The sequence below is a fragment of the Paenibacillus campi genome (genome assembly GCF_034659835.1).
Taxonomy (GTDB): domain Bacteria; phylum Bacillota; class Bacilli; order Paenibacillales; family Paenibacillaceae; genus Saccharibacillus; species Saccharibacillus campi.
This window is the reverse complement of the sequence record NZ_JAXSQZ010000001.1, coordinates 777,928-795,560: the sequence shown is the minus strand read 5'-3', so window position 1 is coordinate 795,560 and position 17,633 is coordinate 777,928. Positions and strand designations below refer to the sequence as shown.

At 45.4% G+C, this 17,633-nt stretch carries 11 protein-coding genes; 5 read left to right on the top strand and 6 right to left on the bottom strand.

Features of this window, described 5'->3' with window-relative positions:
* The first annotated feature begins 77 nt into the window (after nt 1-77).
* Complete coding sequence (locus U1I11_RS03135; RefSeq protein ID WP_322903724.1) at nt 78-3,827, top strand: non-ribosomal peptide synthetase family protein; 3,750 nt, start codon at nt 78-80, stop codon at nt 3,825-3,827.
* A gap of 381 nt (nt 3,828-4,208) precedes the next feature.
* The gene (locus U1I11_RS03130) at nt 4,209-5,411 is read left to right on the top strand and encodes a S8 family peptidase (protein WP_322903722.1); all 1,203 of its coding nucleotides are present in this window, start codon (nt 4,209-4,211) and stop codon (nt 5,409-5,411) included.
* 186 nt (nt 5,412-5,597) lie between these two features.
* Here the strand turns inward: U1I11_RS03130 and U1I11_RS03125 are convergent, their stop codons facing one another.
* From U1I11_RS03125 to U1I11_RS03110, 4 genes are all read right to left on the bottom strand, one after another.
* Nucleotides 5,598-6,377 carry a hypothetical protein gene (locus U1I11_RS03125; protein WP_322903721.1) on the bottom strand — a complete coding sequence of 260 codons (780 nt, stop codon included), beginning with the start codon at nt 6,375-6,377 and terminating at the stop codon, nt 5,598-5,600.
* Between the two features lie 466 nt (nt 6,378-6,843).
* Entirely contained in the window at nt 6,844-8,232 is a 1,389-nt protein-coding gene (fumC, locus tag U1I11_RS03120; protein ID WP_322903719.1) for a class II fumarate hydratase, read from the bottom strand.
* Between the two features lie 151 nt (nt 8,233-8,383).
* The gene (locus tag U1I11_RS03115) at nt 8,384-9,097 is read right to left on the bottom strand and encodes a uracil-DNA glycosylase (protein WP_322903717.1); all 714 of its coding nucleotides are present in this window, start codon (nt 9,095-9,097) and stop codon (nt 8,384-8,386) included.
* A 362-nt stretch (nt 9,098-9,459) separates the two neighbouring features.
* Nucleotides 9,460-10,338, bottom strand: a complete 879-nt coding sequence (locus U1I11_RS03110) for a methyl-accepting chemotaxis protein (RefSeq protein ID WP_322903715.1) — start codon at nt 10,336-10,338, stop codon at nt 9,460-9,462.
* A gap of 829 nt (nt 10,339-11,167) precedes the next feature.
* Between U1I11_RS03110 and fsa the strand changes: the two genes are divergently transcribed.
* From fsa to U1I11_RS03095, 3 genes are all read left to right on the top strand, one after another.
* Complete coding sequence (gene fsa, locus U1I11_RS03105) at nt 11,168-11,848, top strand: fructose-6-phosphate aldolase (protein ID WP_322903713.1); 681 nt, start codon at nt 11,168-11,170, stop codon at nt 11,846-11,848.
* Between the two features lie 247 nt (nt 11,849-12,095).
* Complete coding sequence (locus tag U1I11_RS03100; protein WP_322903712.1) at nt 12,096-12,527, top strand: MarR family winged helix-turn-helix transcriptional regulator; 432 nt, start codon at nt 12,096-12,098, stop codon at nt 12,525-12,527.
* Between the two features lie 49 nt (nt 12,528-12,576).
* Nucleotides 12,577-14,031, top strand: coding sequence for an MFS transporter (locus U1I11_RS03095; protein WP_322903710.1), 1,455 nt, complete (start codon nt 12,577-12,579; stop codon nt 14,029-14,031).
* 160 nt (nt 14,032-14,191) lie between these two features.
* Here U1I11_RS03095 and U1I11_RS03090 read toward each other — a convergent pair whose 3' ends face one another.
* Both U1I11_RS03090 and yicI read right to left on the bottom strand, forming a co-directional pair.
* Nucleotides 14,192-14,644: a GyrI-like domain-containing protein gene (locus U1I11_RS03090; RefSeq protein WP_322903708.1), complete on the bottom strand. Its 453-nt coding sequence runs from the start codon at nt 14,642-14,644 to the stop codon at nt 14,192-14,194.
* A 400-nt stretch (nt 14,645-15,044) separates the two neighbouring features.
* Entirely contained in the window at nt 15,045-17,363 is a 2,319-nt protein-coding gene (yicI, locus tag U1I11_RS03085) for an alpha-xylosidase (protein WP_322903707.1), read from the bottom strand.
* Nucleotides 17,364-17,633: the final 270 nt, after the last annotated feature.

Genomic DNA, 17,633 nt, shown 5'->3' with positions numbered 1-17,633 from the left:
TGTAAACAATGCAACTCTCTTTCAACTTTAATAAGACACACTGTACGTATTCAACCTGATTTTAAGGAGAGATCATAATGTCAACATTTGAACCTATTCTACCTTCCCAATTTCCGTTGCAACTTCCCGCTTTACAAATACCGCTTGATTATACACGCAAACGCCAAAAAGATACGTTTATGCTGCACCGGTTTGACCTCGGCGCTACGATTGCGAATGCGATCCATAACATGGAATCCGATTTGCAACGGCAAAGCGTTTTACTTGCTGCTTATGTTGGCTGGATTCATCGCATGTCATTTGAGTACGAAACTGCTGTTTTATTCGCATCCGATAAAGGAATCGTGCCTGTTCATATTTCGTTTGAACAGACGCCTGCTTTCCAGACGGTTGTACAGCAAGTGTATGATCAGCTTGTCACCGCTCAACCTGGACAACGTATCCAAAGCGAAACGGTATTCAGTTTCGGTCAAACGATTCCTGCACAATCCGGACAACTAATTAACTGGACAATTGAATCACAACCATCTTCACTAATTATGGTCGTAGAATACAATGATTCTTTATTCAAATCAGCTACAATTGCTCGTTTTTCCACCTACTATATTCGCTTACTAGAAGGGTTGCTTAACGATCCTACACTGTCTGTTGGCGCAATCGATATTTTAAATGACGAAGACAAGGTGCTCTATTCTGCACTTAATCATACTGCCACATCGTATAATACCGACATGACGTACCACGGAGCATTTGAAGCTGCTGTACTGCAATATCCGAATCATACCGCTGTTAGTTATCGTGAAACGACGTACAGTTACACCGAGTTAAATGATCAGGCGAACCAAATCGCTCACCTCTTGATCCAAAAAGGCTTGCAAAAAGGTGAGTTTGTTACGATGTTTTTGGATCGCAGTTTGTATAGTGTCATTAGTCTGTTTGGCATTATGAAAGCAGGCGGTGTGTATGTGCCTGTCGATCCTGCCCATCCGAATGAACGCAATCACTATATTGTGCAAGATACCCGTTCCGCCTTTGTCATTACCCAACCAGAGCATTATGACAAAGTACATGAATTGACAGCAGGCATTTCCACCTTGCGCGGTGTGTTGTCGATTGAATCGCTCGTTCCTACTACATCTGCTAACCTGTTGCCTAATCCGCAAACCGGTGTCGGCGCAGATGATCTCGCTTACGTCATTTATACATCCGGTTCAACCGGCAAACCAAAAGGCGCATTGATCGGTCATCGCGGTGTCATTAACCTCGGTCATATTTTGACGGATTACTTCCATGTTGTGCCTGAAGATGTGATGGCACAGTTTGCCAGTTATAGCTTTGACGCTTCCGTATTGGATACGATTGCGCCGCTGTTTAACGGTGCACATATGTATATGCTCGACAATGATGAGCGTGTATCGATCGAGGAGTTTGCGCTGGCGGTTGAACGGACAGGTACGACCGTTGTAACCGCTTTGCCTACCGTATTTTTTAATCAGCTATCCGCTTATTTGTCGCCAGAAGGTTATGAACGTTTGTCCAAACTGCGTCTCTTGGCAGTAGCCGGTGAAGCGATGTATGGCGAACGGGTACGCGCATTTCAAAAAAATGTAGGTGCCTCCGTTCATATCGTTAATGTGTACGGCCCGACTGAATGCACGGTGTGCACGACACTGCATACGGTAAGCGAACCGTTGCCGGAGCATGTCGTTAACGTGCCGCTTGGTCGCCCGATTAACAATTATGAAATGTTTATCGTCAATGACGAATATATGCCTTGTCCGGTCGGCGTGCCTGGCGAAGTGTATATCGCTACCGTAGGGCTTGCCAAAGGCTATTTAAACCAGCCCGAAAAAACGGATGCGGCTTTTATCGCCCACCCTTATGTGGAAGGCGCCAAAATTTACCGTTCCGGCGATCTTGCCAAACTGTTGCCAGATGGTACGGTTGAATACGTAGGACGCCGTGATTCACAGGTGAAAATTCGCGGTCATCGTATCGAAATTGGTGAGATTGAAGATAATTTAAACAAATATCCAACGATTCAAGACGCTGTCGTTGTCGCTAAAAAAGATGCATCCGAGCAAAATATGATCGTTGCCTATTTTACGACTCAAGATGGCACTACATTATCGCCAGCAGCGATCAAACAATTTTTGGCTGATCGTTTGCCATCTTATTTTGTACCTAAATTCGTTTGCCAATTGGACGCGATTCCGCTGTCTCCAACCGGTAAAGCAGAACGCAAGCGGCTTATCAATTATCCAAACACCGAGCTGTCCGAGCAACCGGCTGGTTATGTAGCACCACAAACCGCAACGCAGCAACAGATCGCCCAAGCATGGTCGCAAGTGTTAAACCGTGAACTGATCGGGATTGAAGATGACTTTTTTGCGATCGGTGGCGACTCACTGCACGTTATTCATGTGTTGTCTTTGCTCAAATCCAGTTATCCGATGCTCAAAATTGGCGATTTCTTTGATTGCAAAACGGTTGCGGCACTCGCTGTCCGCGCAGAACAACCCGGCAATGCCCAGGCGACATTGCTGCCATTTGTACATGCTGGCGAAGTGATCGAGCTGGATGAATATCCGGTACAAGTAGCATCGTATGAGTCAGCGCAATTGTTGCCTGCAACAGGTGTACTGCTCACAGGCGCTACCGGCTATCTTGGATCATATTTGCTTCATGAACTACTGCTGCACAGCAAAGCACACATTTATGCACTTGTCCGTAAAACAGGCACTACAAGCAGTACGGATCGGCTGAAATCAACGATGGAATTGTATTTTGGTCGTGATATACTGACTGGATTTGATGATCGGGTAACCGTTATTGAAGGGAATTTGGATCAACCGCAACTTGGTTTGAGCGCTGACGATTACGAACGGTTACAACAACAAATGGACGCTATCATCCACTGTGCTGCCGATGTGCGTCACTTTGGCGATAGCGATCAATTCCGCAAGACGAATATACAGTCGACCGATGAACTGCTCAAGCTGGCGGGCACACGTACAGGCATTCGCTTCCACTATATATCTACGATGGGCATTCCGGAAGATTTATCGTTGGAAGGCAAATGGCAACAAGTACAACAAACCGGGCAACTGCCGGAACAATTGTACGCGAGCAATGTGTACACGAACAGTAAATTGGAAGCGGAAAAGCTCGTCATCCGGGCAGCACAGCAAGGCATTGCCGTCAATATTTATCGAGCGGGCAATCTGTCCAGTCATTCCATTACCGGCAGTTTCCAACGGAATATCGATAGCAATGCCGTCTATCGGATGATCAAAGCGATCTTATTGCTCGGCAAAGCGCCATCTGTAGAGCAATGGATGGATTTTACGCCAATCGATTATGCTGCACGTTCGATCGTCCATCTGGCACTTCAAGCAGATACAGCGGGTCGCATTTTCCATATTTGTAATCCACAGCAAATTCCTTATAGCGAATTGATGACACTTATCCAACAATCGGGTTATCCGGTTGAGCAACTTCATCAGGAGGAATACCGCAACTGGCTGCTCGATTCCACCGTAAACAAGCCTGCGGAAGCGATCCAATTGGCGATGGCACAGCTGGAAGGCGATGGAGCCAGACCGTCTCCATTCCGCTATGCCAACCCGCTTACGACTCAGCGTCTGGAGCAAGATGGCATTACATGTGTAGCACCTGATCTGAACTTTATTCGCGCTATGCTGAGCTATGCAGCAAGTATCGGATACTTCCCGACACCGGTTATGCCATCCACAGCTTCGTTTACTGCGTCCGCTGCAGTTAATGTGCAAAATGAACAAGAACCTTCTCAATTTTTAAATGCATAATCGTTACTTATTGCATGTAAATGAGATACAGCAAAACAGCTCCCGTGTACAGGGGAGCTGTTTTGTTTATACATAGGTCAAAAAACCTAGTCATATAACTAGGTAAGCTGTATAATAATCTATACAACCTGTCAGTCGGTTATGCTACATTATGCTAACTAAATGGTTCATAAATACAATAAATTGTAATTTCGTATTACCAAATTATTTTTCCGCTCTAGTTTTATTACTAAAATCGACATTATATTACAAAATATAATAATAATTGATTATTTTGTCGAAAAAAGTTATAATTTAATAGAAGTTATTGATTAATCATATGATAAGTGGGTAATAAGACTTAAATCAATCTACCCACACATCTGAGGAGCTACTTTGCTAATGAAAAGTTTAAATAAGTTTAAAACCTGGAAAAAGTCAACCGTATCTGCAATCATTCTAATTCCTATTTTATCCGCTGCATTTTTAAGTGTTCATATTTCGAATCATTCATCTAACGAGCAACGATATCTCGTTCAATATTCCACAATCCAGGCGAAAGAAGCGATTGCTAATGTCTCCTCAGCACATCCTGAGTTTTTCGACTACCTGCATATGGCAGCACTCAATTTGAACGAACAGCAAAAAGAACAGCTATCCCAAACGTCCGGTGTCGTTCATATCGAACCAAGCATGACGTACACTGCGGCAGCACAAGCATTTACACCTGATGTCAAAGCGATTACGGTGCAAGGTCAAGAACAGGCATCTTGGGGCTACGGTACGGTCGATGCACAACTCGCTTTGCAAAAAGGATATACAGGCAAAGGTGTTAAAGTCGCCATTTTGGATACAGGCATCTCCAATCATTCCGATCTCAAAATCGCCGGTGGCGTCTCTGTCGTCAATTACACATCTTCATATGCCGACGATAATGGGCATGGCACATTTGTTGCTGGCATTATCGGAGCACAAAATAACGGCAAAGGACTGATCGGTGAAGCGCCGGATGCTAGCCTGTATGCGGTCAAAATTTTGGATAATCAAGGCAATGGCTCGACTGAACAACTGGCACAAGGCATTAACTGGGCGATCCAGAACAAGATGGATATCGTCAATATGTCCATCGCTTTCCCGCAAGCTTCTCCATCTGTGCAAACGATGCTGCAAACGGCTCATGATCAAGGCATTTTGCTCATTGCTGCCGCTGGTAACAAAGGAACCGCTGACGTACAGCAAGATACGGTGCAATTCCCGGCAAAATTTAGCGAGGTGATGGCAGTTGCAGCCATCGATGATAAGCTGTCCCGCCCTACGTTTTCCGCTACCGGTGTGGAAGTGGATGTGACCGCACCTGGCGATCATATCGTCAGTACTGCCAGCAACGGCAAATATGAGCTGCGTGATGGCACTTCCGTTGCTGCTCCATTCGTAAGCGGTATGGCGGCTATACTTAAACAAGCCTATCCACAATTAACGAATGACCAGCTGCGCAGTTTGATCGAGCAAAATACAGTCGATCTGGGTGCACCTGGCAAAGACAATATATACGGCAATGGCATGATTAGTTTCCAGCATGTGTTTGATCAGCCTGTCGCCAAGTAATGTACAGCTAAAGTCATTTACAACTGTATCGGTTGCTCGCATAACGGTTAAAAATAACATTGAATTAACAGCAGATCGTGATCACGCTGTTAAAGTTAGATAAACAAACCGACCATACGCTTTAGTTAGCAAAAACCGCCTACTGCCAAAAGTAACTTTTGGTAGCAGGCGGTCTTTGCGTTGCTATTAAATGTCCCCAACCGATACGCTCTGACGTAGCCACTGTAACTCATTATCCATAATGACATAATCCGTCCAGCTTAGCTCATCGTCAACCCAGTTACGATAGTCACGGATTTGCCGATACAGGCGCTCCAAACATACTTCGGACGGTGTAACCATCATCGCCTGCATCGATTGCAAAAGCTGCTCCGGCTTGCGCTGGGCATGCTCCAACATATGTACAAGCAATTTATAGCCCGGATATAACATCTCATTATGAGCCAAAATAAGACGCCCTCCAAACAACAGCAAATTCATAATCGACTGATGTAGCACATAGTGCTCCTGCTGAAGCAGCGCCCGTTTGCATTCGTGATACCATGCCTCAAATTGCGCATAAAATCGATTCATATTCGCCTGTTTTAGATGCAGCGGATATTCGGTAATATCATTGATCATCGTACGCAATTGCGGCAGACGCGAAAATACGATCACAGCGCCCATAAACGCAAACCGTGCCGGCTCGCTGCCTGTCCGTGCCACTTTGTCCAAATAGCGCGGAGAAATATATCTGCCTGTTACTGTACCGTTCTGCACGGCACAATCGGTCATTTTATAATAGAGACGTCCTTGTTGCAGACGTTGTTCAAATTCCTCATCCGAAACGACAATAATCACATCCAGCTCGGCTACCGTTGCTCCGCTCCGGCTTCCTTCTTCCCCTGCCAGCAGCAAAGCCAATACGGAAGGATCAAGCTGAAGCTGCTCGCTCAAACGCGCAAGATGCGCGGAAAAGATACTCATCAAACTCCCCCTTCTATGACGCTTATGTCTGTCATCAAGTGGTCTATGTCATCTGCATCATGATTCAAATTTGCGCTCACTTATCCATACTAATACACGATAAACATACGCGAGACGATCGAATGCAAACGCATTTTTGCTCTAGACCGATCAACTTGTCGATAAGCGTTCATTCAGCTTTATCAATTGATAATGGTTATCATTATCAATTGATAAAGCCATTGTATAGCACGTTTCGCCATTTGGCAAGCGATTGTGAGCAGGTTGTGTCGTACCGATTCATCAGGGGGCTGTGGCATGTTACTTATTTTGTAACAAAATAAACAGGCAAGCCTGGCGACCGTTGGCTATACGATCGCTTGACTTGCCTGAATAGGTGCTTATAGTTATGCCAGCTAATCCTATATTAACTGTTATGCACAAGCCGGCTCATCTTATCAGAGACAAGATAAGCACAACGCCTTTATTACGCTTTAGGATGAATCATTTTGGAAGGCACGACATATTCGTCGAATTGCTCTGCGGTCAGCAAGCCACTTTGCAATGCCGCTTCACGCAACGATAGCCCTTCTTTGTGGGCGTGCTTGGCGATTTTCGCTGCATTTTCGTAACCGATGTACGGGTTGAGCGCGGTAACGAGCATAAGCGAATTATCGAGATTAAATTGGATTTTGTCCACATTCGCTTCGATCCCGACTGCACAATGATCGTTAAACGAAATGATCGAATCGGTCAGCAAACGTACCGATTGCAGGAAGTTGTAGATAATTACCGGCTTGAATACGTTCAGCTCAAAATTGCCCTGACTTGCCGCAAAACCGATCGTCGCATCATTACCCATCACTTGCGTCACGACCATCGTCATCGCTTCGGATTGCGTCGGATTGACTTTACCTGGCATAATGGAGCTGCCCGGTTCGTTAGCAGGGATGGTCAGCTCGCCCAAGCCGCTACGTGGGCCGCTTGCCAGCCAGCGTACATCGTTGGCAATCTTCATCAGATCGGCTGCCAGCGCCTTCAAGGCGCCGTGTGCATATACTACTTCATCATGGCTCGTCAGCGCATGGAACTTGTTAGGAGCGGATGTGAACATTTTACCGGTCATATCGGCAATTTTCTCAGCGACGAGTCGACCGAAGTCCGGATGAGCATTAATGCCTGTACCGACTGCGGTACCACCGATTGCCAGCTCCTTCATTTCACTGGAGCTGTGTAGAATCATCCGGCTCGTTTTGTGCAGCATCGCTTCCCAGCCGCTAATTTCTTGACCGAGTGTGAGCGGTGTAGCATCTTGCAAATGCGTACGACCGATTTTGATCAAATGCATAAATTGCTTGGATTTGTCCATCAATGTATCCTGTAGCTTCGTGATTGCAGGCAGCAGATCATTTTCCACTGCCAGCACACCGGCTACATGCAAGGCGGTCGGGAATGTATCGTTGGAGCTTTGTGACATGTTCACATCATCATTCGGGTGCAAACGCTCGCTTTTGCCCGCTTGCTCCAGCAGTTGGTTGCCGCGATGCGCAATCACTTCGTTCACATTCATATTGGACTGTGTGCCGCTTCCGGTCTGCCATACAACGAGTGGGAAATGCTCCTCCCATTGTCCCGCCATAATCTCGTCTGCCGCTTGCACGATCGCATCCGCTTTGTCAGCGGACAGCTTGCCAAGTTGCTCGTTTGCCAATGCTGCTGCTTTTTTCAGCATCGCAAATGCAGAAATGACTTCAACCGGCATTTTTTCGCCACCGATTTTGAAGTTTTCTTTACTGCGCTGGGTTTGTGCTCCCCATAGCTTATCGGCAGGAACGTGAATTTCACCAATCGTATCTTTCTCTACACGGTATTCCACTGAACAAGTCCTCCTTATAGGTCGAATCGACTATTATCGTACCACGGATCAATGCTTCGTTAAACCTTTATCATTGTAACGCTTACATCAGGCAAAAATCCACCCGTTTTCGTTAAAATCAATGGATATTGATACAATGGGCACGATCCGCTTATGACGGACGATTAGATACCGCTGCCCGCTCCACCGGCTGAGCAGGCACGCACCAATCGATCGGCTGCATGCCCTGCTGTTGCAAAAATTCATTGGCACGCGAAAACGGACGACTGCCCAAAAATCCACGATGCGCTGATAACGGGCTCGGATGCGGTGATTGAATAACAAAGTGACGGCGGCGATCGATATTCGCCCCTTTACGCTGTGCATGACTGCCCCATAAAATAAACACAGCCGGTGTTTCACGCTGATTGACCGCCTCTACAACACGGTCGGTAAACGCCTCCCAGCCTTTGTTCTGGTGCGATGCCGCTTGTCCACGCCGCACTGTCAATACGGCATTCAGCAGCAGCACTCCTTGCTCTGCCCAATGGACGAGCGAGCCGTGCCGTGGAATCGGACAGCCGATGTCTTGATGAAGCTCCTCATAAATATTTTGCAACGATGGCGGAACGGCGATGCCCGGTTTGACCGAAAAGCTCAATCCATGCGCCTGCCCTGGCCCATGATACGGGTCCTGTCCGAGAATGACGACTTTTACGGCAGACAATGGCGTATAATGAAGCGCATTGTAAATATCGTACATATCCGGATAAATCGTCGCAGAACGGTACTCCTGCGCTAGAAAACGGCGCAGCTCCTGATAATACGGCTTCTCCAATTCCGGATCAAGCACGTCTGCCCAATCATTTTGAAAAATCTTGCTCATATGAAGCGCTCCCCCTAACATTTGCTTCAGTCCACTTGTTCTGTTCTCATTATTCAAAAAATGATCGCTGCTGTCAAAAGTTGTATTTGTTCGTTATTGAAGCAACGTACTAGGTCAATCGTATGCGCATACTGAAGTCATAGTGTAACCCACTGCGGTACGGAATACAGGCACGAACTTCCGCCGTCCATTTTCAAGCCTTAATTAACACAAATAAGCACAACAAACAGCCTCCCCAGCTCAAGTGGGAAATACTGCTCGTTATGCTTGTTCATTTCATCCGCTCATGATCTAAAATAGGCGGTATGTTCAAACCGTCCCAATGATCGTTTTATCGTGTTATGCGACTACGGACTGCACCATTATAGGCGTGAATTAAGGAATATTTCCATAAAGTTTTTAAAATCATGGCTGACGCTATTTAATTTATCAACCAACTCGCTAAATTCATTTACAAGCTGTGCCTGCTCGTTGGAGGAAGCGGCTACTGCTGTCATTTCGCGTTCCATTTGCAAAATCGACTGTTGTACGCTACTTAGCGAGCTTTCGATATTTTGGGTCGCATTTTTGGTATCTACCGATAGCTTGCGTACTTCGGATGCAACCACGCCAAAACCTGCGCCTGCCTCACCGACACGCGCTGCTTCAATCGCAGCATTTAAACCGAGCAAATTAGTCTGTTCGGAAATTTCGCGGATAAATCCGGTCACCTGGTTTACTTCTTTGGAGTTTTCAACCGCTTTGCCGGTATTGGCTTGAATTTGGCTTGCCGTAGCGGAAAGCTGCTGCGACTGTGCGGCGAGCAATTGCACCATCTCGCTTAACTGGCGGCTAATACTTTCAATATCGATCGTTACATTCGCCATAAATGTATTGTGTTGCAATGTATAAGCAGAGGCGATCGCACCGACAATATTGCCATGTTTGTCTTTAAGCGGTACAGATGTAGCATCCAATTCAAAACCGTACGCTGATGCTGGCACACGTTTGACAGTAATGATCCCGTTTTTAAGCGCATTGTTCAAGTTCGGATCATCTTTGGCAATCGGGGTGCCTGGACGAATGCCCAGATCAAGCTCTTTTGCTGGTTTATAATATTTAAACTCATGCAGATCAGTGACGCCGAGCATTAGATCATCGCCAACTACATGTTCAAAATATTTCATACTTTCAATGACCATCTCTACTACACTTACATCTTCAATCGCTTTATAATCGCTATTTCCATAACCTTGAACCATGACCGTATCACTCCTGTTGTTATATTGTCTGTTCATCATGATGCCTATTGATCACAAATTGTAAGTTGAGATGCATAATGGCGCTCTACCATTTGGCTAATGAAACGGATGTATATCGATGAGAATAGGGCGCCAACTATGTCCGATCATTACGGTTCGCTTGGCTTATTCTTAGTCCATACACTTAATTAATCTATGTCGACTATAACAGACATCTTTTAAATAGTATACAAACTTATTTCTCGAAATAATATAACAAAGGTTTATTTGCTATACAAAGTAAGAATGAACATCGATTTGCTATCCAGATGAGATGGAACTACATAGAGGATAGAATGGAAGATGCTATTTGCAGGCGCTCGACAGCAGAATGTACATTAGCAGTATGAGCGATAAAATTTTTTAGTTTTTTTGAAAGACTCATTTTGACATTCATATCGACCATTTTTATACCATATCTAGTTTTATCACTTTGCTAAAATCAACATATTGGTTTGGGTTTATCTTTGCTTCATTGTAAAGCGCAGGTTAAACGATACCGCGCCCATTGTATGTTGTTTGGAATTGTGGTAAAAACTAAATATAGCAAGTTTCACATTTGAAGTTTAAAAGGTGAAATTTATCGGCACGCCCTTATTCTGCTTGCAGAATATCGCAGCTTGTGTCAAGCAATTTGTACGCACAAATAAACATCTGCTACTAGGGTGTACATATGTGTAACAATGGGTAATGTACACATATGCATATCCCGTATGAGGGATGATATTGTCGCTGGCAAATTGCTGTATGCTAGGGCAAAATGATATATATTTTGAGGAGGCAGAGAGCAATGAAATTTTTCTTGGACACTGGTAACATTAACGAAATTAAACGTATCGCTCGTCTTGGTATCGTGGATGGTGTAACGACAAACCCTTCCCTGATCGCCAAAGAAGGTCGCGTTTTTAAAGACGTAATCGACGAAATTTGCGAAATTATCGATGGTCCTGTAAGTGCTGAGGTTGTTAGCCTTGACGCTGAAGGTATGCTGAAAGAAGCACACGAAATCGCGAAATGGGCACCGAACGTTGTTATTAAGCTGCCTATGACTGAAGAAGGTCTGTACGCTTGTAACCAGCTTTCCAAAGAAGGTATCAAAACAAACGTAACGCTAATCTTCACTCCATCGCAAGGTCTGATGGCGGCAAAAGCTGGCGCTACATTTATTAGCCCATTCGTTGGTCGTCTGGACGATATCGGTATTGACGGTATGCAACTCGTTCGTGATCTGCGTCAAATTCTTGATACATTCGGTCTGAAATCCGAGATCATTGCTGCAAGTATCCGTAACCTGGAGCATGTAAGAGAAGCAGCTTTGGCTGGCGCTCATATCGCTACGATCCCAGGCTCGCTCGTACCTACACTGTGGAAACATCCGCTTACCGATAACGGTATTGAGCGCTTCCTGAAAGACTGGGAAAGTGTTCCACAAGCCAAAGAGCAAGTAAAAGAAGAAGCTAACACCAAATAAGAAATCATCATTTTGCCCTGCTTCACTTCTACTGAGGTGAGCGCTAGCCGGCAAAACATACGATGATTCACTTATGAAACCACACACGACGCGGGAATCACTATGATTCCCGCTTTTTTGTTGCAAAATTTACTTGCATTAATTATAATTGCATTAACAACTATTTATTCGTTTGCATGCTACTATTTGCTTATCAATTAGGTTGACCGCTCCCCTTATAGTTGCAAACGAGAAAGGAATGTTACGGATGACATGGCAAGAGCTAGATTCGATCGGCTTTTTACTAGGCAGTACATATCGCAAAGTAAGCAATATGTTTGGCGCCAAGCTAAAAGAATACGATATTACGCCTGAACAATGGGGCGTGCTGTATTACATTTGTGCACAGGAAGGTATGAATCAAAAAGAGCTGGCGGCACATGCTTATAAAGATCAGCCGACAACTGCACGCATTTTGGATGTGCTGCATCGCAAAGCATTAATTCGCAAACAGACTGATCCGCATGATCGGCGTGCCTTTCTCGTTTATCCGAATGAGACAGGACGCGAACTAATGCAAAAGGTACAGATGCTGGAAGCAGCGCACAATGAGGAGATCGCCCACTTGATCACGCCTCAACATATGGAGCAGCTTAGCCAGTTGCTACGCGAACTGCGCTCACGGATAGAGGAAATCTAACGATCGCAAAAGATGTATTTTAAAAGAAAACGAAATGGAGAACTGGACTATGGAACAACCGAACACCGCTATACCTGCCCAAGCTGCCCATGTAACAGAGCAAAGCCCGGCGGCACGCTTATGGACTAAAGAATTTCTCGTTTTAACCGCCTGTAATCTACTCGTGTTTTTGAATTTGCATATGATTTTGTCGTCGCTCCCACTGTATATGAGGGAGCATTTTAATGCGGGTGACTTTTATGTGAGCCTGTGTACGAGCTTGATGGCATTGTCTGCGATTGTCGCACGGCTATTTTCCGCCAAAGCGTTAGAGCTTGGTAAGCGTAATCTGATTTTGTTTGGCGGGCTGGCAATTGCGCTGCTCGGTACGGTTGGTTATTATTTTAGCGCCACCATTGTCGCGTTGCTGGTGATGCGGGTCATTTTTGGCTTTGGTTTTGGGATGTATAGTACGACATTTCCAACGATGGCATCGGACATTATTCCGCGCAATCGGATGGGAGAAGGTATGGGTTATTTTGGCTTGTCGACGACCATTTCGATGTCGATGGGCCCGTTGATTGGGATGTGGATTGAGAAACAGTATGGCTTTACACCGCTCGTTGTGATCGGATCGCTGTTTATTATGATTTTGTTTCCACTCGCTTATAGTTTGATCGTAGGCAAACAGCGTGCGCGGACAGATGGGACGACACAAGCACAAGCACAAGCACAAGCACAAAAAATGGTGACAGCGCCGCTTGTGAATGCGCAAGTTGGAGCCATTCCACGTTCAGACTCACACGTACCGGTGAATGTAGAGCAGCACGAACGAGCCAACATTGCTGCTGCACAGCGGATTACAGAAAAGCAAGTTTTGGCAAAAACGGACACTGCTACATCTGTCGCCTCCACTCATTCACGTAAAACATCGAGTTTTGAGCGCAAGCTGTTGTTGCCGAGTTTGCTGAATTTTTTGATGTCCGTCACGTATGGCGGATTGGTCAGCTTTATCGCGCTGTTCGGGAGTGAAGCGCATATCGCTAATCCGGGTTACTTTTTCCTGTTTAACGCACTGGCTGTCATTTTGATTCGTCCTTTTTCCGGCAAAATCTATGATCGTTTTGGACCGAAAGCATTGCTCGTGCCAGGAGCTATGCTGCTCATTGCCGGATTGTTATTGCTATCGCTAGCGCATTCCACACTCGGACTATTTGCCGCTGCACTATGTTATGGTGTAGGCTGGGGAGCGTTGCAACCGACGATGCAAACATGGATGATTCAGGTCGTTAGTCCGCATCAGCGTGGGATGGCTAACGGGATGTTCCTTAATTCACTCGATTTGGGCGTAGCGCTCGGTGCTATGATTCTGGGCACGATTGCCAGTGCAACGACGTATACGTCGATGTATCGTTATTCGGTTGTGTTTATCGTGCTGTATATTATAATCGGCATCATTTATATGGTACGGGCGCAAAAGACACCAGCACAGCAAAGTGCAGCTATTCATATTAAAGTGGATTAAATCAATTCGAATGTTTGTTTATACAAATGTAATCACAAAAAAACGCAGTGGCTATTTTCCCGGTAAACGGATCGTCACTGCGTCTTTTGTTTGGACGTGCCATTCCTATCGGTATATCAGCACACGAATAGATAATGATGCCTGTTTAAAATTGGACTGCTTACATCGATGCAGGTTGTTGCGATTGTGCTGTTTCCTGGCTCATCAGTGCCGGAGCGAGCGCAATATGTATGGTGATTTTGCCATCTGGCTCGTATTGTTCATAATCAAATGTATACGCACGGCTAAGTTCACCTTGTTCTTCAAGCTGCCAAATATGTTTCCATTGCTGAATAACCCCTTGTGGATTAGCGCTTAGTACTTCAAACACACGATATTCGGTAGCAACCGGCAATTCCAGCTCCACCGCTCCATCGTAGCGATCTGCGATTGCAGTGCTAAGTGAATAATCGCCTTTGTAATCGTTCTCATAATCGTGATACACACCGTACACTGTTTGACTTTGCTCGCCTAGATGACGATAGGCTTGCTGCCATACTGTTTGAATCTTTTCGAGCATTTCGGTGTCTTTAAAGTTGTTCGTGCGGATCGAATGAATCGTATACAATTTCATCGTAAAGCCTCCTTAAAATAATCGACAGTAAATGTATCATACGACAATACATATGAACTTGTTTGCATAGGGGTTTCTATTATATTAGAACATTCGTTCTTTCATTTCAACTTTTATACAATTAATGTAGATTAGGCAGTAATTTGACGGTAAATCGTGCAAATATTACCCTAGATCAATCCATAGCAAAATGGCAGCCTGCTTATTAAAGCGATGGCTGCCATTGCGATATTGTATCACTTTGCTAATACTATTCTGCGGCATCATAGCGTTAGAACATCGCTGCTATGCAATAGCAAACTGTCTATTTAACGCGGTCAGCCTACTCGTTTTTACGAACTCAAATTGCTGCAATTGCTCCGCTTCCTGTCATTAGCGTCTTGATTGTATCTTCTTTTGCTTACAATTCAATTCGAACGGTAGTCGCCGCTTGATCGGCGGTAATGATTTGACCGAATTCACCCGCTGTTGCAGACGCGTTGCTTACGGAAGTTACATTCGCTATGCCGCGCAGTACGACCGACCAGTTGCTAATCTGACCGGATGTGGTCACTTCGATTGTATTGTCTGTACGCTTTGCGGTCACTTCGCCGGCAGGCTGTCCGTCCAGGCTTACGATGCGTGCGGTTGTTATGCCGCCTGCTTCCAGTTCGAACAGATGGAGCTGTACGCCAGTCGTATAATCATAATCTGGCTTGCTAGCTTCTGTACCAAAGGCGATCAGACTGCCCGGTTTTACTAACAACGGCAAATTCATATAGTCAAATGTTTCCTGATACCAGCGACCACCTGTGACGACTGCACCGGTAAGCAAGTTTGTCCATTTGCCAGCAGGTACATAATAGCTTGCTTCCCCTTGCTCATTAAAAATAGGGGCGACGAGCAATGAATCACCGAACATGTATTGACGATCCAGCGTATGGGTAGCAAGATCATGATGGAAATCGAGCACCATCGGGCGCATCATCGGTATGCCTTGCTGTGAAGCGGTGACCGCCGCATCGAACAGATACGGCATGAGTGTACATTTTAGCTGCGTAAATTTACGCAGCACATCGACCGCTTCCTCATCGAACAGCCACGGTACACGGTATGATTCATTACCGTGCAGACGACTATGGGAAGATAGCATACCGAACTGTACCCAGCGCTTGTACACCGACGGTGCAGCCGTCATTTCAAAGCCGGAAATGTCATGGCTCCAAAAGCCAAAGCCGGATACACCGAGCGATAAGCCGCCACGCAGCGATTCCGCCATCGATTCGAATGTGGACGAGCAATCGCCGCCCCAGTGAACCGGAAATTGCTGTCCGCCCACAGTTGCCGAACGCGCGAACAATGCCGCTTCATTGACGCCAAGCTGTTCTTCCAGCAGTTCAAATACGACTTTGTTGTACAGAAATGTGTAATAATTGTGCATTTTGACCGGATCGGAGCCGTCATAATAGACGACATCGGTGGGAATACGCTCGCCAAAGTCGGTTTTAAATGAATCAACGCCTTGATCGATCAGCACTTTTAATTTGGATTTGTACCAGTCTACAGCGGCTGGATTGGTGAAATCGACCAGTCCCATCCCTGCCTGCCATAAATCCCATTGCCATACGCTGCCATCCGGTCGTTTTACTAAATAACCGTTGTCCATACCTTCATCGAACAGATACGATTTCTCGGCAATATACGGATTGATCCAGGCGCAAATTTTTAGCCCTTTAGCTTTGAGACGTTGCAGCATCGCTTCTGGATTAGGGAACATACGCTTATCCCATTCAAAATCACACCACTGGTATTCACGCATCCAGAAACAGTCAAAATGGAACACCGACAATGGCAAATCACGTTCCGCCATCCCATCTACAAAATGATTAACCGTCGCTTCATCATAATCGGTCGTAAATGAAGTCGTCAGCCATAGACCGAATGTCCATGCAGGTGGCAAAGCAGGTTTACCGGTTAATGTGGTGTAGTTATCCAGCACTTCTTTAGGCGTATTGCCGCCGATTATAAAATATTCCAGCGTCTCACCTGCAACGCTGAACTGTACTTTGGATACATTTTCAGAAGCGATCTCATACGATACACGTTCCGGGTGATTTACTAATACACCGTAGCCACGGCTCGACAAGTAAAACGGAATGTTTTTGTACGCTTGCTCACTGCTTGTGCCACCATCTTCATTCCAGATGTCCACAATTTGTCCGTTTTTCACAAACGGCGTGAAGCGTTCACCAAGCCCATAAATGTATTCGCCTACACCAAGCTCTAATTGCTCGCGGAAAAATATACCGTCGTCCGGGCCGTTAATATAAGCTGGACCACGGTGCACACTGCCGGTCAAATGTCGATCGCCATAATCAAAGCTAATATTCCAGCCTTTATGTTTGTGTACGGTTGCTGTAAGCTCACCGCTTTGCAGCTTCATTTCGTGCTCATTATCGTTGAACTCGATCGCCGTCTCTAACGTAGCTAGCTCGAATTGTGGTGATTTGACAACACCGCCTTTATGGTGATTAAACGTTACTTTGATCACATTTGGCATCGGCGAGCTCAGTGTCGCCTTGATCAATGCACCGTTTAATGTATCGCCTTTCCGTTCGATACGCTTTGTTGCCGCGTACAGTGTCACTTCGTCCCCTTTGCGTACGATATCACGAATATCGGTCGGGTGCTGCATCGTATAACCTTTTCTTGTCATCCAGTAGCCGTCGGTAAATTTCATCGGTTTCGTCCTTTCTTGCGTTCGATTTACGAGTGGAGCGAGTTGCATTTGTTAGTTATATTCGTCTATGTGTATAATGATATTGATTAAGAAAGCGCTTTTCTTCTTTTATTTTGACGAAAAGTATTAATATTTTGCTGCTTATAAATCATTTATCATAAACATGTTCACAATGAACGGATGCAACATGGAACATCTGTATAGCGGCTTTATTGGTGTGCAGAATTATTTTAAATGAAAGCAATATGTACTCGTAAACGATAAGGAGGG

Excerpts from the sequence above, each read along its gene's own strand:
- yicI (WP_322903707.1), bottom strand. The coding sequence starts at position 17,363 with ATGAAATTTACCGACGGCTACTGGATGACAAGAAAAGGTTATACGATG.
- U1I11_RS03095 (WP_322903710.1), top strand. The coding sequence starts at position 12,577 with ATGGAACAACCGAACACCGCTATACCTGCCCAAGCTGCCCATGTAACA.
- U1I11_RS03090 (WP_322903708.1), bottom strand. The coding sequence starts at position 14,644 with ATGAAATTGTATACGATTCATTCGATCCGCACGAACAACTTTAAAGAC.
- U1I11_RS03115 (WP_322903717.1), bottom strand. The coding sequence starts at position 9,097 with ATGAGCAAGATTTTTCAAAATGATTGGGCAGACGTGCTTGATCCGGAA.
- U1I11_RS03135 (WP_322903724.1), top strand. The coding sequence starts at position 78 with ATGTCAACATTTGAACCTATTCTACCTTCCCAATTTCCGTTGCAACTT.
- U1I11_RS03125 (WP_322903721.1), bottom strand. The coding sequence starts at position 6,377 with ATGAGTATCTTTTCCGCGCATCTTGCGCGTTTGAGCGAGCAGCTTCAG.
- U1I11_RS03130 (WP_322903722.1), top strand. The coding sequence starts at position 4,209 with ATGAAAAGTTTAAATAAGTTTAAAACCTGGAAAAAGTCAACCGTATCT.
- U1I11_RS03100 (WP_322903712.1), top strand. The coding sequence starts at position 12,096 with ATGACATGGCAAGAGCTAGATTCGATCGGCTTTTTACTAGGCAGTACA.
- U1I11_RS03110 (WP_322903715.1), bottom strand. The coding sequence starts at position 10,338 with ATGGTTCAAGGTTATGGAAATAGCGATTATAAAGCGATTGAAGATGTA.
- fsa (WP_322903713.1), top strand. The coding sequence starts at position 11,168 with ATGAAATTTTTCTTGGACACTGGTAACATTAACGAAATTAAACGTATC.